Source organism: Kiloniella sp., assembly GCF_965205715.1.
In the GTDB taxonomy this organism is placed as follows: Bacteria; Pseudomonadota; Alphaproteobacteria; order Kiloniellales; family Kiloniellaceae; genus Kiloniella.
On sequence record NZ_CBDBHW010000002.1, the window covers coordinates 346,093 to 367,807 of the forward strand.

Genomic DNA, 21,715 nt, shown 5'->3' on the forward strand with positions numbered 1-21,715 from the left:
TCTTCCCCTACTCAATAATTCTGACTTTTTGATTTTCAGAAAGCGAATTCGCCCCGGCAGTAACCAACCAATCTCCGACTTTTAAGCCACTGAGGATCTCTATCCCAAAGTCTGTCAATTCTCCCGTCGTCACCACACGACTTTTGACAACTGCGTTCGCCTCATCAAATACCCAAACTCTGCTCTCCTTAGCGTCGACGTCACTAAATACAGCACTAACAGGTGCCTGGATAATTCCCGCGCTTGGAACATTAGGATCAACCGCTTTACCCGATGCTTTTCCAGCCATCCCCGGTAAAATCTGAATACCATCAGGTTGTTCCATCGACAAAGTAACCGGATAGGTTCTTGTCGATTGAGAAGCTTCAGTACCCACTTCCTTTATCGTTGCGGGGATCTCAATGTTTGGAAAAGCGTCATAAGTAACGATGACATCCGTTACTGTCGGCACAAGAGAAATCAGGCTTTCGGGTATATCGACAACCATCTCAATTTGCGAAGAATCAACCAGTCGTAAGATAGCTTGTTTGGCATTTACATCTTGAAAGTTATCAACGTAAGTGGAGACAACCACACCATCAAACGGCGCTTTTAAATTTGTATATTTTAGATCAAGTCTAATGCGATCTAATGCAGCCTGTGCCGACCCCACTTGGGCCTTGGTTACTCCGTATGCTGCTTCGGACTTATCCACCCTAGCTTGGCTTACATTCTTGTTTTTAAAGAGATGTTTTTGTCTCTCAAGATCTTGTTCAGCATTCTTCAGCTCGGCCTGAGCAGATCTCACGTCAGCTTTATATCGCTCAACATCTGCGCGAAATGGAGCGGGATCAATTTGGGCCAAGATATCATCTTTTTTGACAAGCGTTCCAACACTTACCGGAAACTCGATCAACGGTCCGGATATACGAAAAGCAAGATCAACTTCTACAGCTGCCTTCGCTCGTCCAGAAAACCATCGCTGTTTGAAGTTTGAGCTGTCACTCACCTGTATCGCTTTCACAGGACGGATGACTTCGCTCTGAACAATGACGTCTTCCTCACAAGCAGACAAAAATGGCAGACCCAATAACAATCCCACCAGAGCAGAGGTTTTCAGTTTACTCATCTTCATATCCCATCTTGATCGAATACTGTATTAGGTTTCATTTGCTTAATTTAGAAAACTGACTTGTCAGAACATTTAATTTTGAGTGATATCAAGCGGCCTGATTGCTGAAGGATCGTCCAACAATTCTGGTGGTTGACGCTTCCAATTCACTCCTTTTTTACCGATTTCATACCCAACACTATAAAGCTCCCTCATATATTTGTTATCAAAGGGTTCGGGCAGTGGATAATCAAATTCACCGGGCACATAGCTTAGGTAAAAATCAAACCCATCTCTTTGTGTTAAAAGGTAAATTTGAGAAATATTACTCACTCCCTGCTGCTTGATTAAAACCTCAAGAGAGCGCCGGGAGACATTCAAGAATGTAGGAAGGACGGACTCATAGGAAGAAACAATTTTTGTATTTCGGATTAAATATAAATCTAAGGTAACTTCTACACCTAGTAATTCCTCTAATTTATGGCTCTTCTCCGCTTTGTTGAGTAGAAAAAGATGCCGACCGCCAAGTAACCTGTTGATATGTATGGTTTCTGATAACTTTACATAGAGCAGGTATATGACAATCAACATCTCGCAGCATATTTTAGGCCTCAAAGGGCAACGTGTAAATGAAATTAAACTGGATGACGGCGGTGTTAAGATTGTCATTCACTGCAGCCGAGACGCGCGTAGGAGGGCTATAGACCCTGCTACAGGCCAGAAGGGAAGCATCAACCAGCATGTCCGCCGACAAGTAAACGACATCCCCCTTTTTGGGTATCCTTGTGTGGTCGAGATTGAGCTGGCGCAGGTTTATATTAACAAGGGCGAACGCCGCATTGAGGGGTGTGATTTTGTTGATAAAGGGTGCCGTTTCACTCACCGATTTTGCCGACTGATCAGTGGATTATGTCGGCATATGTCTATTCAAGCGGTTTCCAGACATTTGGATATACGATGGGAAACGGTCAAGAATATCGACAGGGCATACCTTATTGAAACTCTCCCTACGCTTGATCCTGCAGAGCTAACTGGCTTGGAATATATTGGTGTAGATGAAGTTGCCCGGGCGAAAGGTCATGACTACATGACGGTGGTCTACGATATGGTTGGCGGTCATCTGATCTGGGTTGAAGCAGGCCGAACTGCCGAGGTTTTTTCAAGGTTTTTGAAACAACTGCAACCAGATACAGCCTGCAAAATAAAGGCCGTAGCGATGGATATGGGGCCTGCCTACCAAAAGGCTGTCAGAGAGTCCTTGCCGTTGGCCGACATAGTATTTGACCGTTTCCACGTCATGAAAAACTACAGCAAAGCTATCCATAATCAGCGTCGACTTGAGTTCAGAAAGGCCGATCCAAGTGGTAAAGAGTTGATGAAAGGGACACATTATCTGTTGCTCAAAAATGCGGATAAGTTGAGTGAAAAACAAAGTGACAAGCTGCAAAGGTTGCTGGAGAGCAATAGCAACCTGAATGCACTTTACGTCTTGAAAGAACAGCTTCAGCTGCTGTGGAGTGCCGCTTCATTTGAGGCGATGGCGGAGCAACTGGAACGTTGGTGCCTGATAGCAGATCAGTCACAGATGCTCTATCTAAAAAAGTTCGCGAAATCCCTACGGAAACATTGTGTGGGCATCTGCAACTACGCCAAACACAAGCTCACAAGCGCCAGGATAGAGGCTGGTAATGTCAGTATAGGAATGATCCGTAAGCGAGCCAGAGGCATCAAGGATACCGAATACTTCAAACTCAAAATTAGACAATCATCCATTCCAGATAATCAATCTATGCTCTATTTGAAATCCTAAATCTACTCAACAAAGCGGAGAAGTGCCGCTAACGATACGGAATACGGCCTCGCTGCTGCAATCTGGACCAAAGACATAACCCGCGCTCACCGCGCAGCCAAAAAAATTCGCGCTGGGTCGGTCTGGGTTAACTGCTGGGATGGCGGCAATATGGCAACACCCTTTGGCGGCTTCAAGCAATCTGGCAATGGCCGCGATAAATCCGTGCATGCAATGGAAAAATACACCGAACTCAAGACAACCTGGATCAGTCTGGAAAAATAAAAATGACCGATATTTCTGGAATTAACTCCGAAGGCGATCACGCTTTCAGTGCAACAAGCCTTCTTGGCACAGAAGTTGAGCCGATGTATTCTGGCGCAACGTCCTTTATGCGTCGAAAGTACACCCGCGATCTCACCGATGCTGATGTGGCAATTTCTGGCATACCCTACGATTGCTCCGTAACCGGCCGATCAGGTACGCGCCTTGGCCCAAGAGCCGTTCGTAACGCATCTGTAAACTTGGCTTGGGCTCCACACTTCCCCTCAGGGCTCGACGTCTTTGAAGTCCTGGCCGTTGCGGATTACGGGGACCTCGTTTTCGATCCCGGCCTCCCGATGACCGTTCCCGATGCGATAGAAGCCCACGCTAAATCCATTCTGGAAACAGACACGGCCATGGTCACTCTGGGCGGGGATCACTTTGTCACCTACCCGATCCTCAAAGCCCATGCTGAAAAACATGGCCAATTGGCCTTAATCCAGATCGATGCCCACTCTGATACCTGGGAGGAAGATCAACAACGCATAGACCATGGCACCATGTTCTATCACGCCGCCAAACAGGGCATTATCGATCCCGCAAGCTCTGCTCAGGTTGGCATCAGAACTCACAACGACAAAACCCATGGCTTCAACATTCTTAACGCCCCTTGGGTACATGAGAATGGTCCAGAAGCTGTGGTTGCCGAAATCAAACGTATCGTGGGAGACATGAAAGCCTATCTAACTTTCGATATCGACAGTCTCGACCCAGCCTTTGCGCCTGGTACAGGAACTCCCGTTACCGGCGGCCTTACCCCTCACCAAACCTTGACGATCTTACGCGGCCTGGAAGGACTAGATATTGTCGGCGCCGACGTTGTTGAAGTCTCCCCCGCCTATGATGTTGGAGAGATCACAGCCCTTGCTGGCGCGACAATGGCGTTTGAGATGCTTTATCTCATGGCGAGACAAAAACAGGCGAAAAATAGATAAACCAATTTAAAGTCAAATTTACCCTTAGTAATAATTTTGCCTGTTATTATTGATATTGAGAATGGAAAAACAGCTCTAGAGCCCTCTAGAGCTGTTTTTCCATTCACTTAAATTCCATGAAGCTTGAGTTCCGCCAATCCCTTCACAACGAAAGTTGGGATCATTCGTTTGAATCAAGCCAATCAGTACCTTGCCAAATAACAAGTAATCTCGTGAGTGACGCGCAATTAAATCCAATAATTTAAAGGCAAAATATTTATCGTCACTAGCAAGGGCCTGATAATTACTAATACATATTGCGTTTCGATCACTTGAGTTAAAAGGCTCCTCACGAATACCATCATTTAGAGCATTTAAGTTTCCATCCCAGGGAGAGTATCCAAATTGTTCTTGCCACTTTAATGAAGAAGATAAATCAGACTTGAATTGATCTATATTTTCATAATGAATATTCATAATACGATAGTTTAGAGTTTTAAGACTTTGTATAGCGTCTTCATAAACTTCAGGTTTCCAATAAAGGTGCACGGCTCCGTTCTGAAGCAATGGCCAATCAGCTCGTCCAGAGAATTCATCTTTAAAAATCATGACATCACCACCTAAAAGAACTTCTTTTAACGAAGCAAATAAATTTCATATGACGAAAACTCAAGTCGATCATATAAAGTTTAGGCTTAGGGCCTTTTGTAGACCAGAACGGTTAACCATTAGGTCTTCCAGCGTATATTTATCCAGTACATCAAAAAACGCGATCACTGCTTCACCCAAAATCCCCTGAAGTCGGCAATAACCATCGATCTGGCAGCATCCTTTTTTCTTGTCGAAACACTCGACAATATCCAGATTATCTTCCATATCCCTGACGACATCACCCAGATTTATTTTCGATGGGACGTGCGCGAGCGTCATACCACCATTTTTACCTCGGATGGTTTTAAGATATCCATCCTGGGAAAGCTGGTTCACAACCTTCATCAAGTGGTTGCGGGAAATATTATATCTATCTGAGATTTCAGTGATTGTTGTGAGCTCTTCACCCTTCAAGCCAACAAAAATCAAAACACGCAAAGAATAATCGGTGTAAGTCGTTAATCGCATACTGGGTCAAGGGCCTTCAACTAAGAGAACAATGTAAAGTAGTATTTGTTATATATGTATAACTTTATCCATGAAAAAACAAGAGGACAGGATGCCGCGATTAATTAGGTCCAGTCCCTTGGTTAGGAAAAGTAACTCTTCGCACTTTCCAACCACTTCAAACTTGATTTCGTGTTTTCCTTCGGATTGTACTCACACCCGGTCCACCCGTCATAGGATGTTTGGGACAACTCTGAGAAAATCCAGTCATAGTTAACCTCACTTTCAGATGGTTCAAACCGATCAGGCACGCCCGCTATTTGAACATGACCAACATAATCCATCTGGTGGCGGATCAGAGTAGTCAAATCTCCCTCCATTATCTGGGCATGATAAAAATCCATCTGCAGCTTGAGGTTTGGCAGTGCGAGATGATCTATGACTTTGCGTGCCTGAGCTTGATGAGAAAGCATATATCCCGGAAAGGATCTCGTATTTATGGGCTCGATTAATATCGTAATGCCAGCTGAACTAGCCTGCTCACAGACATAAGCCAGATTGTTGAGATAGACTTCGAAACAAAGCTCAATCTGCTCATCTTCCGGGCATATGCCCGCCATGACATGAAGACGCTTGCATCCCAAATGCTCCGCGTACTCCAAAGCGTGCTCTACACTATGCTGAAATTCACTTTCTCTTCCTGGCAATCCGGCTATCCCACGCTCGCCCTTTTCCCAATTCCCGGGAGGAAGATTAAATAAAACCTGACTTAAGTTTTCAGCCTCAAGTTTTTCTTTCAATTGTGCTTTCGAATAGTCATAGGGAAACAAAAACTCCACGCCATCAAAACCGCATGATCTCGCTTCTTTAAAACGGTCGAGAAATGGCACTTCGTTAAAAAGCATACTTAGATTGGCAGCAAAGCGGATCATAATTTTCCTTCTCCATCCTTAACTAGGCTTTCTATCGAACAAATAAACCCAGATTGATCCAAATCCCCCATCCCCTGATCAACCATACTTTGCCACAATTCCTGGTTTTTCTCCAAACCAGGCAGGGAAGCACTACAAAAATCAGCTAATTCCAGTGCCTGATTAACATCCTTGAGCTGCACGGTCGCTCTTGCACCTGGATCAAATGTGCGTCCAATCATTCTCTCTCCATGCAAATCCAGAATACGGCTATCAGCAAACCCACCAATCAATGCTTTTCGCACCTTAGCAGGGTCAGCCCCCGCCTTCGTCGCCAACACCAAAGCCTCTGCAACCGCATCGATTGTCATTGCAACGATCATCTGATTGGCAGATTTTGCAACCTGACCCGCCCCAATATCGCCAATATGATTTATGTTTTTCCCAAGGATCTCAAAAATTGGACGAGCGCGTTCAAAGTCCTCAACACGACCGCCAACCATAATAGATAAAGAACCTTGCTCTGCGCCAACCGCACCACCACTAACTGGGGCATCCAAATAACTGGCACCTTTTTGAGAGACAAGACCGGCCAAAACACGGGTATTCATAACCTGTGTCGTGCCCATATCGATGACCAATACCCCAGGTTCGATAGCATCCAGGATGCCGTTTTGATTGTTAATCACGGCCTCAACAGCAGGTGTATCCGTCACACATATTATAATGATGCCATTGCCAACAGCCCTGGATAAGTCAGAAGGAGTAGCACAATAAACCATGCCTTGAGCTTCTAGAGCAGATGCCTTGCCTCGCGTTCTGGTATGGATAAATACTTCAGCGCCAGCGGCATCTAAACGCGATGCCATATGAGCCCCCATATTACCTAAACCAATAATACCAACTTTAGCACCGACAAGTTTCGCAAATAATTCAGGGGGTAGTTCAGGTGATAATTCCGGCATGGGCGTATAGTCTCAAGAAGTGTCTGATGACAAACATCTTCCGAGACTCGTGGCATAAGGTCAAAGTTATTTTATTGGCGATTGTTAACTTACCCGGGCGATCCGGTCTTCCCTGGGAGTTGCACCGAAATAACCACGATATGCCCTTGAAAAGTAGGAAAAAGAAGTAAAGCCACAGGCAACAGCAACTTCACTTACAGGCAAGGCCGTTTGTCGCAATAATGATCGTGCTCGCTTCAACCTTAAACGTTTGTAATAGCGCTTGGGACTACAGCTCAGATGCCGGGCAAACAATCTTTCAATTTGCCGCTTTGAACTTCCGATTTCATCTGCAATTTCTTCAGCAGTTAACAGTACTTCTATATTTTCTTCCATAATCCGAACTGCTTCGGCTAATTTACCTGACATTTTTTGCAGAGTAAGATTACGCTGGCGCAAAGGTATCGATGCACCGCCGCGAACCTCATAATTAAAGGCCTCAGCAACTTGCCCTGCAACCTCGGTTCCACACTGATGCTCAATGACATTGAGAACCATATCTAGACAGGCCGCCCGGCCCGTACAGGTGATACGCTTTCGATCCCAGGAAAATAAAGCTTCTCTAATATCTACAGTGGGATACAACTCTTTAAAGCTATCATGGTATGCCCAGGGTACAGCGCATTGGTAGCCGCTTAATAGCCCTGCATTTGCAAGTTCATAACAAGCACCACCAATAGCACCGATATAAACACCTTGCCGATCAAGCCTCTTGAGCCAATTAGAAAATTCGACGGAACGACCAGTATCAATACCCCACTCGCCAAACACCAAGGCTAGATCAACCGCCTCATCCTCACCAACAGCCATTTGTGGATGAAGAATAAAGCCATCTTCCAAATCAACAGCCCCGCCATCGAGTGTCGCTATGCGCCAATGAAAGGCTGCATATCCAGCGACAGCATTAGCACTTTTAAGAGCCTGTATAGTTAAGCTGGTATCAAGGGAAGCTGTACCAGGAAGCACAATAAGCACAATGCGTTGCAGACTACGCTGCAGCTTAGCCTTCTTTCGCTCTGGCTCTGCACTGTATACTTTAAATTGCATGCGATCCTCCTTCCCGATTACCGTAAACATAAGCTAAAATTGTTAACTTACCCTTGTTGAGACATGTACATAACCACTCACGCCCCGCACTACCATCACTCGGCCAACCATATAAAGAAATCTTTATTTAGTCAACTGCATAAAGATTTCTTTATATTAAGCTTAATTTTACAAATTATCTTTTACTTACAGGTAGTTACAAAACAATAACGTCAAATGCTAGAATCTTTGAAACAATTTTTCTATACAGTAGCGACTAAATATAAGCAAAATGCGACATGCCTATTTTTAATCGAGATATCTCCATTTAGAAAAAGTTGCCGCTTGTCCTTCACGATCATTACCGATCGCAGGGACTGCCCAAATAATGGTGCTCTCGATCTTAAACCGCCGTCCCGAACTGGAAATCCTAATCCCTTCGTAATCATCAATATAGCCTTTTACTCTGGCCTGCTCCAACATCGCTGCACGGTCTTCCCGGTATTCTACCTCTGCTGTTTGACGCGAAGGTGTGCCAATAAAATCATCCCAACTCATTTCCCATAGATCTAAGGCAACCTGATTGCCATAATTGAGCTTGGGGTCAGAGCCGCCATTGTGAGATACAACGACAAAAGAGGCATCAAATAATTGCTGCGCCAAGGATTTCGATCCCGGTTCCAGAGAAGGTGTTTCGGGGATATTTATGAGATCGCCTCCTGTGACGAGCTTAAAACTCTCGACTAGCCGCTTGGCGTGTTGTTGATGAAAATCTATATCTTGTATCAAAGTTGAAACACCCTCTATTGCTTTACTGTATTTTTTATCTTACAAGGTTTATTAAGAGACTTCGGATTTTATGAATGTAAGCGCTAAGCTCTTCATTTAATAGCTGACATACAAACAGAAAATCCACTTAAAGATGATAAGACTTAAGAACAAAACATCTCTCTTAATTTAGTAAGACCCAAAAAAGCTAAAAAATGAAACTAGTTACCTATTTTCATTTCGTTTCTGACTAATAGTTACATTTTACGAAAAAAACCTATTACTTTCTTATTCTCGTTAAGATTTTAATAGATTATTTCTACACTAAGATCTGACACATTTTTGAATTTTAACAATTCAAAATGCTGTTTCCGCTTGACTTTTCCAGAGATTCGTAGATAAAAACGTTTATGGTTTTAAAAGTCCCGGCCTCCTCTGCCTGCCCTACACTGGTCACTAAAGAAGATTCCCGGCCTTGCCGAACTATTTACCCACGGCCTCTCGGGGCCGTTATTCAAGATAAGTAATTAGGAGTCTCTTTAAATGGCGACTGGCGTAGTAAAATGGTTTAACTCCACTAAAGGTTTTGGCTTTATCGAGCCTGATGCTGGTGGAGACGATGCTTTCGTTCACATTTCTGCTGTTGAACGTGCAGGCCTACAAGGTCTAAACGAAGGTCAACGCGTTGAGTTCGAACTAGAACGCGGCCGTAATGGCAAAATGGCAGTCTCATCAATCGCGGTTGCTGAGTAATGTCATTCTACAGTCATTAATTTGATTGTAGGCTAAAGATAGAAAAGGACGTCCTTTGGGGCGTCCTTTTTTTGATTCTATATTCCTAAAAACAATCTCTAACTTAAAAAATACCAACAAAATAGAGAATTAAGCAAAAAAAAACCGCCCTCAGAAAGAGGACGGTTTAAGTCTGGGAAAGAATGCTCCCCCTTTTCAATAAGAGAAACATTCTGGTACGGGCTATTCGTCCGGGTTGAACAGCCCGTGGCATGCCGGGAGCAATATTACTCCCAGAGATTAGGCACCTTCATGTGTATCAAAGCCGGCTGGCCACTTTCTCTTGCGCGTTCAAATGCCGCCGGGAACTCACCAGCCTCTTCAACGGTTTCACCGTGTGCCCCATAAGCACGTGCAAGGGCCGCAAAGTCAGGGTTGTTAAGCCGGGTAGAAATCACCCGATCAGGGTATTCCCTTTCCTGATGCATGCGAATAGTCCCAAAACAGCCATTATCAACGACGATAATAATAACATTTGCTCCGTGCTGAACCGCGGTCGCGATTTCCTGGCCATTCATCATGAAACAACCATCGCCCGCGAAAGTAACAACTGTGCGGTCAGGTTCAGCTATTTTAGCACCGATGCCGGCTGGTACCCCATAGCCCATAGCACCGGAGGTTGGCGCTAGTTGGCTTGGATAGGAGGAGAATTGGTAAAATCTTTGCCCCCAAACCGTATAGTTACCGGCACCATTCGTTATGATCGCGTCCGAAGGAAGATTATCTCGAAGGTAAGAGCTGATTTTATGCATAGGGAAATCCTTGATCCCCAATTCAACAGCCATAAATTCAAGGTATTCTTTCCGTGCCCGGGTTACAGCTGACTTCCATACCGGATCGACAATTGCCTTTAACCCTGAGGCGGCTTTTGCAAAGGCAGTTAAATCACTTAAAATTGCGAGCTCTGAATTATAAACCCGGTTTAGCTCATCAGGCCCGGGTAAAACATGAACAAGTTTCTGTTTGGTATTCGGACTATCAAGCAGTGAATACCCACTGGTTGTCATCTCCCCCAGCCTAGGCCCCACAGCAATCAACAGATCTGCATTTTTCACCTGATCTGCCAGTTTCGGGTTTGGCGAGATACCAACCTCACCTACATAAAGTTCATGGTGATTATCAAATGTATCCTGACGTCTAAAGGCACAAGCTACGGGCAAAGAGTTATCTTCGGCAAAACGCTTAATATGCTGACTTGCCTCCTTACTCCAACCACCCCCACCAACGAGCAACAAAGGGCTTTGTGCTTCAGACAACAGTGACCTGAATTGCTCCATGTCCTCAGAGCGTGGAGCCGCCGCAACCTTTTTGTAGCATGGCGTATCTGCAACAGTTGCCATTTCAGTAAGCATATCTTCAGGCAAGGCCAAAACAACCGGCCCCGGCCTCCCGGAAGTCGCGGTATGAAATGCCCGGTTGAGATATTCCGGGATACGATCAGCGGTTTCAATCTGGGCAACCCACTTCGCCATTTCGCCGTACATACGGCGATAATCAATCTCCTGAAAGGCTTCACGGTCTTCCTGATGTCGCGCAACCTGACCAATAAAGAGGATCATCGGGGTTGAATCCTGAAAGGCCGTATGAACGCCAATTGAAGCATTTGTAGCACCAGGACCACGGGTTACGAAACAGATCCCAGGCTCACCTTTTAGCTTGCCATAAGCCTCTGCCATATAAGCGGCACCGCCTTCTTGGCGACAGGTAACAACATTAATATCCTCATGAAGATCGTAAAGGCCATCCAACACTGCGAGATAACTTTCGCCAGGAACACAAAAAATTGTATCAACGCCATGTGATTTAAGGCCCTGAGCTAGAATTTCACCACCTGATCGCTCATTTTTAGTAGTCATCATTTTTCCCATTCAATCTATCGCTTCAAGCAACCGCGCCCAGGTCGCGAAGCTTTGAGATTTCATCTTCATTGGTACCGAGGATTTCTTTTAGGATCTCATCCGTATGCTGTCCCAACATTGGGGGAGGTAATTCTGTTCCCGATTTTGAATTAGCATATTTCATTGGGGTAGAGATCAATTGCTGCGTTGCTCCACTGGGGTGAACATATTCTTTCACAATGCCCCGTTGCCTGACATGAGGGTCCGCGAAAACCTGAGAGATATCGTTTATGGGCCCACATGGAACTTTTGCAGCACCAAGGGCGTCTATCCAATGAGACGTTGATTGCCCCCGCAAAACCTCTGCCACCTTGGGCACAAGTAATTCCCGGTTTTCCACCCGCAGCATATTTGTCAAAAAGAGAGTGTCCTCAACAAGTGCATTGCAACCTGCAACTCGACAGAACTCTTTAAACTGTCGATCATTACCTACGGCAAGGATCATATAACCATCAGAAGTCTCAAAAACCTCATAAGGGGAAATATTCGGATGGGCATTCCCCCTTCGCTGCGGCACATTATCGGATACCAGATAGTTCGTTGCCTGATTAGCCAACATTGCCGCCTGGCAATCCATCAAAGCAATATCAATATGATCGCCCCGTCCTGTTCGTTCACACTTAAATAAGGCCGCCAATATTGCAGATAGACCGTACATACCACTAAAGAGGTCAACCACCGCGACACCAACTTTCATCGGCTGGCGGTCCGCCTCTCCCGTGATGCTCATCAGCCCACCCATGCCCTGGATCATCAGGTCATAACCGGCTTTATCAGCATAAGGGCCAGATTGGCCAAATCCTGTAATTGAGCAATAAATCAGCTTCGGGTTTATGGCTGACAGACTTTCGTAGTCCAGACCATATTTATTTAAACCGCCGACTTTAAAATTTTCCACGACAATATCGCAGCTTTTTATTAACTGCCGGAGTAACTCTTGGCCTTCAGGTTTAGTCATATCCACTGCAAGAGAGCGCTTCCCCCTGTTCGCGGCCATATAATAGGCTGACTCCCCTGTGTTATCACCACTGGGATCTTTCACAAAAGGAGGCCCCCAGGCGCGGGTATCATCCCCGCAGCCTGGACGCTCTACCTTGATCACATCACATCCCAGATCAGCCAATGACTGACCAACCCAGGGACCGGCCAGGACACGTGAGAGATCAAGAACCCGAACACCATCAAGTGGTGCGTCACCTTTTTCACGATGATCTGTTTCACTCATGTTTATCTCCACAACTGTGATCAGAAATTACATGAATGCCTGGAGACCTGTCTGCGCCCGACCAAGGATCAAGGCGTGGACATCATGGGTTCCCTCGTATGTATTTACGGCTTCGAGGTTCATAACATGACGAATAACATGGAACTCATCAGACACCCCATTTCCACCATGCATATCACGAGCTGTACGGGCGATATCCAGCGACTTACCACATGAGTTTCTTTTGATCAGCGAAATCAACTCAGGGGCAATCTTCCCTTCATCAAAGAGCCGGCCTGCTTGTAAACACCCTTGAAGCCCAAGAGATATTTCAGTTTGCATATCTGCTAATTTTTTCTGAACCAATTGCGTTTGAGCCAAAGGCCGATCGAACTGTTTGCGATTCAGGGTGTATTGACGACCTGCATGCCAGCAAAATTCAGCGGCTCCTAACGCGCCCCAGGCAATACCGTAACGGGCACGGTTTAGGCAACCAAATGGCCCCTTAAGCCCTGTCACTTCCGGGAACATGTTTTCTTCAGGCACAAAAACCTGATCCATGACGATCTCTCCGGTCACAGAAGCACGTAGGCTGAACTTACCCTCAATCTTAGGCGTGCTCAGACCTTTCATTCCACGCTCAAGGACAAATCCACGGATTATTCCTTCATCATTCTTCGCCCAAACGACCATGACATCTGCTATGGGAGAATTCGTAATCCACATCTTGGCACCAGAAATCTCATACCCCCCCTCAACTTTGCGAGCCCTTGTTTTCATGCTGCCTGGATCAGATCCCGCATCAGGTTCTGTCAGACCAAAACACCCAACGTATTCACCCGTAGCAAGTTTCGGCAGATATTTTTGTTTTTGTTCTTCAGAGCCATAAGCATAGATCGGATGCATAACCAGCGAAGACTGAACCGACATAGCAGAGCGATAGCCACTGTCTACGCGCTCAATCTCACGAGCGATCAGGCCGTAGCTTGTGTAATTGACACCTGCACAACCGTAACCATCGATTGTTGCACCAAGAAAACCAAGTTCACCCATTTCCCGCATGATCTCACGATCAAATACTTCATTGCGGTTGGCCTCAATAATACGTGGCATCAACTTGTCTTGAGCATAGGCGCGGGCACTATCGCGTATCATGCGCTCTTCTTCAGTAAGCTGTTCATCCATTAGAAATGGATCTTGCCAATCAAATTTTCCCAGTTTTGCAGATGCAGACATATTATTATCTTTCGGTTTAATGACCTTGTGGCCTTTTGGTTCATCCGATTGCAGGTGAGTTCATTGCAAACCCCGGACACCCGCAATCAGTTTTATTCATTGTAAACATTCTCCCCCTCACAGCCGTTAAAGGCTAACGATATATTTTCCAAACATCATTCATAAAACTCATGACTTGTTTGTGAATAGCTTATAGACTGCGAGAACTTCATATATTCACAATTTTTGAGCTATTTTCTAGTGATATACCGTTACGTCCCCTCACTCACCGCCCTTAGAACCTTTGAATCTTCGGCTCGTCATATGAGCTTTACGAAAGCGGCGGAAGAATTAAATGTAACTCAGAGCGCCGTCAGCCGTCAGATCCGCCAACTCGAAGATGAACTAGGCATCCGCCTTTTTGAGAGAGTAAGGCAAAGGTTGGTCCTGACAGAAGCAGGGGAAAGTTATGTTTTAGAGGTTCGTAAGGGGCTCGATCAACTCAAAGCTGCCACCCTCAACCTTCTGGCCTACCAAGGAGTTGGAGGTGAATTACTACTCGCTTGCCTCCCAACTTTTGGCAGCCGTTGGCTTATTCCCCGTTTGGGCCGTTTTACATCCCAACATCCAGAGATCAACGTGAACCTGGTCACCCGCATCGAAGCTTTTAACTTTGAAAGTGAAGACATCGATGCAGCCATATATTTTGGCGACAGCAACTGGCCAGGTACAATCTCTGACAAACTAATGGGCGAAGAAATGATCCCTGTGTGCAGTCCGAATTTGTTTGACGATCTCCAACAGATCGAACAGCCGGATGATTTGCGTCACCACACACTATTACAGCTCAGATCCAGGCCTTATGCTTGGCAAGAATGGCTGAGCGATAAAGACACCCAGGACATCAATCCCGCTGCTGGACCTAAGTTTGAGCAGTTTCATATGATTATTAACGCCGCCCTTACAGGATTGGGCGTGGCCCTCCTGCCCGCATTTTTGATCAAGGAAGAGCTCAGCAAAGGATTATTGGTTCAATTGTTTGAAGACAGTGTTCGTGGTCGAAATGCCTATTACTTTGTCTACCCGGAAAACAAACGTGGCCTCCCCAGACTTCAAACCTTCCGTCGTTGGTTGCTCAGAGAAGCTTCTCGGCAGGATAAAAAGTAGCCACTCTTTATCAACTACCACCGAAATCTTCCTCTCATTTTTTAGAAACGATTATGAACCAGACTTGTCATCTTCAGGATTTGGATAAAATAAAAGATCTAATTTCTGCTAAAGGTCTTTTAAATAACAAGTACACAACATTCTGCTATGGAGCCAGCAGCACAACGATTTTGATGATTCCCATTATTTATTATATGAACGAAACTCATCTAAACGAAGTGATTGTCAACGCGACAATTGCCATACTGGCAATCATTGTCATTTGGTTGATTTATTTGATGACTATAGCTCAATGGAAACTATACAAAAAAATCAATAATCTTGGGATTAAAATTCATAGTTCAAAAACATTGGAAATTGGGGACTATTGTTGCCCAATAGGAGCTTCTTTGCCGCTGTACAAAGTCACACATGTTACATCAGCTCCAAAAAACTTAACTCTTACGATAGTCCTTTCTAAAACCTTCACTGACGTTGGAAGCTTGATCGAAAATCAGAATGAGAAAAACCTGATACCCTATATTTTAAAAATTAATTTCCTCACGAGAATACGACTAATAAATATCAATGCTATAGGCGTAATTAAGCTTTTTCTAAAGTATGCATACAAGTTCACCTTAACCTACCCGGGGATAATCATACTTACACATATTTATATATCTCTAATCATTATGGTATTTTTTTAAACGAGCTATTTATCCGTCAAACTCAAACAATAAATTTCAACAACATCCAGATATAAAGTGGCATCGGGACAAGCACCCATATCAAGCTGATTGTGAGCGCTTTTATAAGTAGTCTATCGATGTCTAAAGGCATTTTATTCTCCTGAATTCTTTGAATTAATTGGACGAACAACAGAATTACTTAAAGCAATTCAATAACGTAGACAGTGGTTCCGACATAAACGATACTAATTCCAATAAAAATGGCCCACTTTGCATTACCAATAAAAAACCTCGTCAAGGGATCTCGTTTTGGAAATGCAGCCTTAATACCTTCTTTGATAAAGCCATTGATCATCGTAATGTAGATGGCAAACCACAGAAACGTTAAGACCTCAGCAGTAACAACAACATATTCCATGGTTCTCATCCTTATATATAACTATTTTCTTCAACATGTATTTTATATACATCTTTATGAATTTCAATCAATTTCGCCCCCTCTCACTAAGTAAAAATGTCGCAGCTTAGAGAAATAACTGCTCATTAAATATGACTTTGGACTTGACGCCATCCAGTTGCTGGAATGGAATGACTGTAAAAAACAGCCTCAACTTAGCTCCCGAAAAATCGATATGAAATATCTATACGACAGCAACGCCTTTGCGCCCTCTAATGTCGCCCCAAGCTATTGGCGTGATACAGCTCCGGCAATAGACGACTTTCCAAAATTATCCACGGATGATCAATGTGACATCGCGGTAATTGGAAGCGGTTATACAGGAATGATGACCGCTTATCATTTGGCAACACGTTACGGAATGGATGTCCGAATTCTGGAGGCAGCACAGCCTGGCTGGGGGGCTTCTGGTCGGAATGGTGGGTTCTGTTGCATGGGGGCAACCAAGCTAAGTTATCAGCAGATGATAAAGCGGTATGGCCTGGAAGGTGCAAGATCATTTTTTGATACCCAGAAAGAGTCAGTTTCTTTTGTGGCCTCCTTCCTCAAGGATAATAATATCGCAGCTGATGAGACCGGAGAAGGTGAAATCGCACTGGCTCATAAAGCCAACCGTATGAAGGAACTTCAAGAAGAACAATCTTTCTTAAAAGCTACCTTTGGCCACAATACGTCACTCTTACAACCCGGCGACTTGACCGAGATGGGCTTATCTGGAGATTTTCATGGCGGTTTACACAATCCAACCGGATTTGGCCTCCACCCCTTAAAATACGCAAGAGGACTTGCAGTACTTTTACGTAAAAACGGCATTCCCATCTATGGGAATAGCCCCGTAACACAATGGACGCGCCATGGGAATAATCATATCCTTCGCACCCCGGAAGGGAAGCTAACAGCCAAACAAGTTGTTATGGCGACCAACGGATACACACCGGAAGATCTTTCAAAAAGTGCGTCGGGAAAATTACTTCCCGCCCTTTCCTCTGTCCTCGTGACCCCGCCTCTATCCGATAAAGAACTTTCACAACAAGGCTGGCATAACACAACTCCGGTATATGACAGTCGCATTTTGCTTCATTATTTTCGTCTCCTCCCGGATGGCCGCTTCCTTTTTGGCGGTCGAGGAGGGACAGATGCCTCTCCCACAGGGAGTGCAAACGCAGAAAGAGTACTAAGGCAAGATTTCGAGAAACTTTTCCCTGGCTGGGCGTCCATCCCTCACACTCATTTCTGGCAAGGGTTTGTCTGTCTCGCGAACAATCTTGTTCCCTATATCGGCCCTATAAATGAAGACAACACTGCTTGGGCTTCACTTGCCTATCACGGTAATGGGGTTGCAATGTCAAGCTGGGCAGGACAGGCTCTGGCTGACGAAATAGCAGGTAAAGATAAAGTGTCAAAATTAACGAGTGTCTTATCAAGGCGCTATACAAATTTTCCGCTACCTGCTTTACGCCTACTTTACCTCAAAGCCGCCTATGTTTATTACCACGTAAAAGATGAGTGGCTCTAACGACCCTACTCACCTAATCTCGAAAATCAGAGTTATTCCCATGCCTTATCCTGACACATTCTATAGTCGAACTGCGATTAATCACCCTGACTACCCGGCACTGTCCACCATGACTGAAGCTGACGTTTGTATAATTGGGGGTGGATTAGCGGGATTGAGTTGTGCGTTCGAGCTGCTCAACAAGGGTAAATCAGTTGTAATACTTGAATCACAAAAAATTGCTTGGGGAGCTTCTGGTCGCAACGGGGGTTTTGTTTCACCCGGTTTCGCTGGTGGGCAGGAAATTGTTGAAAAACGCCTCGGGCTGGATGCGGCAAAGCAGGTGTTTGACCTTTCCCTTGAGGGGGTTGAGATGGTCAGAAACAACATATCCGACTTGGGTCTAGATGGAGCCCACCCCTCACCTGGAATGCTATCTGTTATCCGATATAACGACCCGGAAGGTATGAAGCGCTATTGTGACAAAATGGCTTCCAGGTACGGCTATCAACTTGATTTCTTACCCCAGGACCAGATTAACACCCACTTCAAGACAAAGCGTTACTATCAAGGTAATCTTGATAAAAATGCCTTTCACTTTCACCCCCTGAACTATTGCCTAGGGTTGGCAAAAAATATTGTATCCCTTGGTGGTCATATATTTGAAAGCTCTGAAGCAATCCGTATGGAGCTAGATGGTTCGACAAAGGTAATACACACTACCGAAGGCCGCGTTAAAGCCAAAGATATCGTTTTCTGTGGTGGAGGATATGCGGGAAGCGCTTTCGACAAGGTAAAACAGTCCTTTCTCCCCATATCTACCTACGTTGTAGTTACCGAGAAACTTGGTCATCGCGTTCATGAACTCATTAAAACAAAAGCCGCAATTTTAGATGATCGCATGGCATCTGATTATTACCGGATAGTTGATAATGACCGACTGCTTTGGGGCGGAAGAATTACCACGCGGACCAGTGAGCCCAAACGACTTTCTCAACTCTTAAAACGAGACATGGTTGATGTTTACCCCGAATTACACGATGCAAAGATTGAAATGGCTTGGTCTGGGTTAATGGCCTATGCCAGACACAAAATGCCATATATTGGCGAGGTAAAATCAGGCGTTTGGTCCTGCACTGCTTTTGGAGGACACGGCATGAATACGGCCCCTATTGGCGGTCGATTAATATCCGAAGTAATCAGCTGTCAATCGGACCGCTACAAACTCTTCAAAGCTTTTGATTTGCAATGGAATGGAGGAATTGTTGGCCCTCTCGCGGCACAAAGCGTTTATTGGGGTATGAGAGCCGTAGATTGGTGGAGAGAATCCCGCTCTAGAAGTAGCACTTAACTCACAACCAGATATTCAACATCCGCAGCCTCTAACGCAGCCTTTAACTCTGCGGGAGGATCTTGGTTTGTGACAAGCAGATCCATTTCCTCAAGGTTCGCAATATGAACAATACCCTTGCGCTCAAACTTGGTATGGTCCACCGCCACGATGACACGTTCAGAACGCTCGATAACAGCTTGGCAAAACTCTTTTTCACTCAAGCGAAAGTCCATCAAACCAGCAGGATTTACCGCGCCAATTGAAAAAACAGCCGTTTTAACCCGAAAATTTTTAATAAACTCAATTGCCGTGGGGCCGACAGATGCCGCATCATCCGTTCGAAGCAAGCCACCCGCCATATAAACTTCATTTCCCTCCCCACTCACAAGGGTACGGGAAATTTCAGCCGAGTTTGTCAGGATAACGAGATTGCTATGGTCACAAAGGGCGCGAGCGACATAATTTGTGGTTGAGCCGGGATGTAAAAATACGGTTTCCCCATCATCAATCAAACGAGAAACAGCAGTAGCTATATTAACCTTGGCATCCATGTTCTCTTGCATACGCAAGTGAAATGGCGGCTCCTTTACATCATCCGGCATGGTAACTTTACCATGGGTTTTGATCACAAGCCCATCCGCGACTAGAAGCTTGATATCACGCCGAATTGTTTCTTCAGAAACAGAAAGCGACGTTGCTATATCGGACACAGCACAAGTGCCTTTCAGGCGAATGGCACGTAAAATTTCTTGCTGGCGTGACGAAGCAGACATAACAAACCTCAAATAGAAAACCCACTTTCCCTTATGCTGCTATTAGAGCCTCAAATCAAGAAATTTTGCGCCAATCCCACAAAATTCCCAATTACACATAGAAATTCAAATATTTCAACCTTCCCAAAAGTAACAAACAACTGATTAGGAAATAAAAATTATCAAACACAAAAAATCTCCCTCATAAATTGTCTTTTAATTGGCACTTCTCCGCTTTGTTGAGTAGATTTAGGATTTCAAATAGAGCATAGATTGATTATCTGGAATGGATGATTGTCTAATTTTGAGTTTGAAGTATTCGGTATCCTTGATGCCTCTGGCTCGCTTACGGATCATTCCTATACTGACATTACCAGCCTCTATCCTGGCGCTTGTGAGCTTGTGTTTGGCGTAGTTGCAGATGCCCACACAATGTTTCCGTAGGGATTTCGCGAACTTTTTTAGATAGAGCATCTGTGACTGATCTGCTATCAGGCACCAACGTTCCAGTTGCTCCGCCATCGCCTCAAATGAAGCGGCACTCCACAGCAGCTGAAGCTGTTCTTTCAAGACGTAAAGTGCATTCAGGTTGCTATTGCTCTCCAGCAACCTTTGCAGCTTGTCACTTTGTTTTTCACTCAACTTATCCGCATTTTTGAGCAACAGATAATGCGTCCCTTTCATCAAGACCTTTCGCCCGGGCAACTTCATCTACACCAATATATTCCAAGCCAGTTAGCTCTGCAGGATCAAGCGTAGGGAGAGTTTCAATAAGGTATGCCCTGTCGATATTCTTGACCGTTTCCCATCGTATATCCAAATGTCTGGAAACCGCTTGAATAGACATATGCCGACATAATCCACTGATCAGTCGGCAAAATCGGTGAGTGAAACGGCACCCTTTATCAACAAAATCACACCCCTCAATGCGGCGTTCGCCCTTGTTAATATAAACCTGCGCCAGCTCAATCTCGACCACACAAGGATACCCAAAAAGGGGGATGTCGTTTACTTGTCGGCGGACATGCTGGTTGATGCTTCCCTTCTGGCCTGTAGCAGGGTCTATAGCCCTCCTACGCGCGTCTCGGCTGCAGTGAATGACAATCTTAACACCGCCGTCATCCAGTTTAATTTCATTTACACGTTGCCCTTTGAGGCCTAAAATATGCTGCGAGATGTTGATTGTCATATACCTGCTCTATGTAAAGTTATCAGAAACCATACATATCAACAGGTTACTTGGCGGTCGGCATCTTTTTCTACTCAACAAAGCGGAGAAGAGCCTTTATTATAACAAAGATGCCTTTGCAAAAGCCGGTATTGCCAACCCTCCTAAAACTTGGGAAGAATTTGAGAAAATTGCTCCTAAACTTAAAGAAGCTGGCTATATTGCTCTCGCCCAAAGTCACAGCCCCTGGATCTTTACCGAAAACTTCCACAGTCGCCACAACCTACAGATGGCAACAGGAAACAACGGCTACGACGGCACTGATGTAAAGATCATGTACAACAACCCAGAGCTCAAAATGCACTGGGGTAAAGTCAAAAGCTGGCTCGATAACGGCTGGTATGGGTACTACGGTCGCGCTTGGGGTGACAACCAGGATGCTTTCATTCAACAAAAAGCAGCTATGTGGCTTGGTTCATCAGGCTCTTTCGGTGGTCTGACAAAAAGCGCTGAATTTAAATTCGGAGGTTCTTTCCTTCCCTATTGGAAGTCAATCGTTGATGAACCAAAAGGCACCTTTATCGGTGGCGCAGCCCTTTTCACAATGGCTGGTCATGATGACGAAGAGTACAAAGGTGTAGC

The 21,715-nt window shown here is 45.0% G+C and carries 22 protein-coding genes and 1 pseudogene; 9 read left to right on the top strand and 14 right to left on the bottom strand.

The window, feature by feature from the left end; all coding sequences use genetic code 11:
• Positions 1-7: 7 nt before the first annotated feature.
• Both ACOGW3_RS03800 and ACOGW3_RS03805 read right to left on the bottom strand, forming a co-directional pair.
• Positions 8-1,108: an efflux RND transporter periplasmic adaptor subunit gene (locus tag ACOGW3_RS03800; RefSeq protein WP_419901740.1), complete on the bottom strand. Its 1,101-nt coding sequence runs from the start codon at positions 1,106-1,108 to the stop codon at positions 8-10.
• A gap of 75 nt (positions 1,109-1,183) precedes the next feature.
• Positions 1,184-1,681: a hypothetical protein gene (locus ACOGW3_RS03805; RefSeq protein ID WP_419901741.1), complete on the bottom strand. Its 498-nt coding sequence runs from the start codon at positions 1,679-1,681 to the stop codon at positions 1,184-1,186.
• Between ACOGW3_RS03805 and ACOGW3_RS03810 the strand changes: the two genes are divergently transcribed.
• The 3 genes from ACOGW3_RS03810 to speB are packed head-to-tail and all read left to right on the top strand — an operon-like array spanning position 1,668 to position 4,138.
• Positions 1,668-2,900, top strand: coding sequence for an ISL3 family transposase (locus ACOGW3_RS03810; RefSeq protein WP_419901077.1), 1,233 nt, complete (start codon positions 1,668-1,670; stop codon positions 2,898-2,900). The genes ACOGW3_RS03805 and ACOGW3_RS03810 overlap by 14 nt on opposite strands.
• Positions 2,901-3,164 carry an aldehyde dehydrogenase family protein gene (locus ACOGW3_RS03815; RefSeq protein ID WP_419901769.1) on the top strand — a complete coding sequence of 88 codons (264 nt, stop codon included), beginning with the start codon at positions 2,901-2,903 and terminating at the stop codon, positions 3,162-3,164.
• Between the two features lie 2 nt (positions 3,165-3,166).
• Complete coding sequence (gene speB / locus ACOGW3_RS03820) at positions 3,167-4,138, top strand: agmatinase (protein WP_419901742.1); 972 nt, start codon at positions 3,167-3,169, stop codon at positions 4,136-4,138.
• Positions 4,139-4,213: 75 nt separating this feature from the next.
• Here speB and ACOGW3_RS03825 read toward each other — a convergent pair whose 3' ends face one another.
• The 6 genes from ACOGW3_RS03825 to ACOGW3_RS03850 all read right to left on the bottom strand — a co-directional run bounded on the left by ACOGW3_RS03825 (position 4,214) and on the right by ACOGW3_RS03850 (position 8,945).
• Positions 4,214-4,726, bottom strand: a complete 513-nt coding sequence (locus ACOGW3_RS03825; RefSeq protein ID WP_419901743.1) for a hypothetical protein — start codon at positions 4,724-4,726, stop codon at positions 4,214-4,216.
• Between the two features lie 69 nt (positions 4,727-4,795).
• The gene (locus tag ACOGW3_RS03830) at positions 4,796-5,236 is read right to left on the bottom strand and encodes an Rrf2 family transcriptional regulator (protein WP_419901744.1); all 441 of its coding nucleotides are present in this window, start codon (positions 5,234-5,236) and stop codon (positions 4,796-4,798) included.
• Between the two features lie 122 nt (positions 5,237-5,358).
• Complete coding sequence (gene otnI / locus ACOGW3_RS03835; RefSeq protein ID WP_419901745.1) at positions 5,359-6,147, bottom strand: 2-oxo-tetronate isomerase; 789 nt, start codon at positions 6,145-6,147, stop codon at positions 5,359-5,361.
• Positions 6,144-7,091: an NAD(P)-dependent oxidoreductase gene (locus ACOGW3_RS03840; protein ID WP_419901746.1), complete on the bottom strand. Its 948-nt coding sequence runs from the start codon at positions 7,089-7,091 to the stop codon at positions 6,144-6,146. Before ACOGW3_RS03840 ends, otnI begins: the two co-directional genes overlap by 4 nt.
• An 84-nt stretch (positions 7,092-7,175) precedes the next feature.
• Positions 7,176-8,177, bottom strand: coding sequence for a GlxA family transcriptional regulator (locus tag ACOGW3_RS03845; RefSeq protein WP_419901747.1), 1,002 nt, complete (start codon positions 8,175-8,177; stop codon positions 7,176-7,178).
• Between the two features lie 288 nt (positions 8,178-8,465).
• The gene (locus ACOGW3_RS03850; protein ID WP_419901748.1) at positions 8,466-8,945 is read right to left on the bottom strand and encodes an MEKHLA domain-containing protein; all 480 of its coding nucleotides are present in this window, start codon (positions 8,943-8,945) and stop codon (positions 8,466-8,468) included.
• Between the two features lie 522 nt (positions 8,946-9,467).
• Here ACOGW3_RS03850 and ACOGW3_RS03855 point away from each other — a divergent pair.
• Positions 9,468-9,677 carry a cold-shock protein gene (locus tag ACOGW3_RS03855; protein WP_047765275.1) on the top strand — a complete coding sequence of 70 codons (210 nt, stop codon included), beginning with the start codon at positions 9,468-9,470 and terminating at the stop codon, positions 9,675-9,677.
• A 266-nt stretch (positions 9,678-9,943) separates the two neighbouring features.
• Here ACOGW3_RS03855 and ACOGW3_RS03860 read toward each other — a convergent pair whose 3' ends face one another.
• Genes ACOGW3_RS03860 through ACOGW3_RS03870 form a run of 3 tightly spaced genes read right to left on the bottom strand, consistent with a single transcriptional unit; the run spans position 9,944 to position 14,054 of the window.
• Entirely contained in the window at positions 9,944-11,572 is a 1,629-nt protein-coding gene (locus ACOGW3_RS03860) for a thiamine pyrophosphate-binding protein (protein ID WP_419901749.1), read from the bottom strand.
• 25 nt (positions 11,573-11,597) lie between these two features.
• Positions 11,598-12,839: a CaiB/BaiF CoA transferase family protein gene (locus tag ACOGW3_RS03865; protein WP_419901750.1), complete on the bottom strand. Its 1,242-nt coding sequence runs from the start codon at positions 12,837-12,839 to the stop codon at positions 11,598-11,600.
• Between the two features lie 27 nt (positions 12,840-12,866).
• Positions 12,867-14,054 (bottom strand): acyl-CoA dehydrogenase, encoded by a 1,188-nt coding sequence (locus ACOGW3_RS03870; RefSeq protein ID WP_419901751.1) that lies wholly within the window; start codon positions 14,052-14,054, stop codon positions 12,867-12,869.
• Between the two features lie 240 nt (positions 14,055-14,294).
• Here ACOGW3_RS03870 and gcvA point away from each other — a divergent pair, with 240 nt between their 5' ends.
• Positions 14,295-15,200: a transcriptional regulator GcvA gene (gene gcvA, locus ACOGW3_RS03875; protein WP_419901752.1), complete on the top strand. Its 906-nt coding sequence runs from the start codon at positions 14,295-14,297 to the stop codon at positions 15,198-15,200.
• Positions 15,201-15,253: 53 nt separating this feature from the next.
• Positions 15,254-15,886: a hypothetical protein gene (locus ACOGW3_RS03880; RefSeq protein WP_419901753.1), complete on the top strand. Its 633-nt coding sequence runs from the start codon at positions 15,254-15,256 to the stop codon at positions 15,884-15,886.
• A gap of 181 nt (positions 15,887-16,067) precedes the next feature.
• On the opposite strand, the gene ACOGW3_RS03885 is transcribed toward ACOGW3_RS03880, so the two are convergent.
• On the bottom strand, positions 16,068-16,286 hold the full coding sequence (locus ACOGW3_RS03885) for a hypothetical protein (RefSeq protein WP_419901754.1): 219 nt from the start codon (positions 16,284-16,286) through the stop codon (positions 16,068-16,070).
• A 157-nt stretch (positions 16,287-16,443) separates the two neighbouring features.
• Between ACOGW3_RS03885 and ACOGW3_RS03890 the strand changes: the two genes are divergently transcribed.
• Both ACOGW3_RS03890 and ACOGW3_RS03895 read left to right on the top strand, forming a co-directional pair.
• On the top strand, positions 16,444-17,841 hold the full coding sequence (locus ACOGW3_RS03890; RefSeq protein ID WP_419901755.1) for an NAD(P)/FAD-dependent oxidoreductase: 1,398 nt from the start codon (positions 16,444-16,446) through the stop codon (positions 17,839-17,841).
• Positions 17,842-17,950: 109 nt separating this feature from the next.
• Complete coding sequence (locus tag ACOGW3_RS03895) at positions 17,951-19,171, top strand: NAD(P)/FAD-dependent oxidoreductase (protein ID WP_419901756.1); 1,221 nt, start codon at positions 17,951-17,953, stop codon at positions 19,169-19,171.
• Here the strand turns inward: ACOGW3_RS03895 and ACOGW3_RS03900 are convergent.
• Positions 19,168-19,926, bottom strand: coding sequence for a DeoR/GlpR family DNA-binding transcription regulator (locus tag ACOGW3_RS03900; protein ID WP_419901757.1), 759 nt, complete (start codon positions 19,924-19,926; stop codon positions 19,168-19,170). The genes ACOGW3_RS03895 and ACOGW3_RS03900 overlap by 4 nt on opposite strands.
• A 228-nt stretch (positions 19,927-20,154) precedes the next feature.
• A pseudogene (locus ACOGW3_RS03905) lies at positions 20,155-20,839 on the bottom strand (transposase); the annotation flags it as partial.
• Positions 20,840-21,080: 241 nt separating this feature from the next.
• Between ACOGW3_RS03905 and ACOGW3_RS03910 the strand changes: the two are divergent.
• Positions 21,081-21,715: extracellular solute-binding protein (locus ACOGW3_RS03910; RefSeq protein WP_419901758.1), on the top strand; the 635-nt coding region annotated here is incomplete at its 3' end.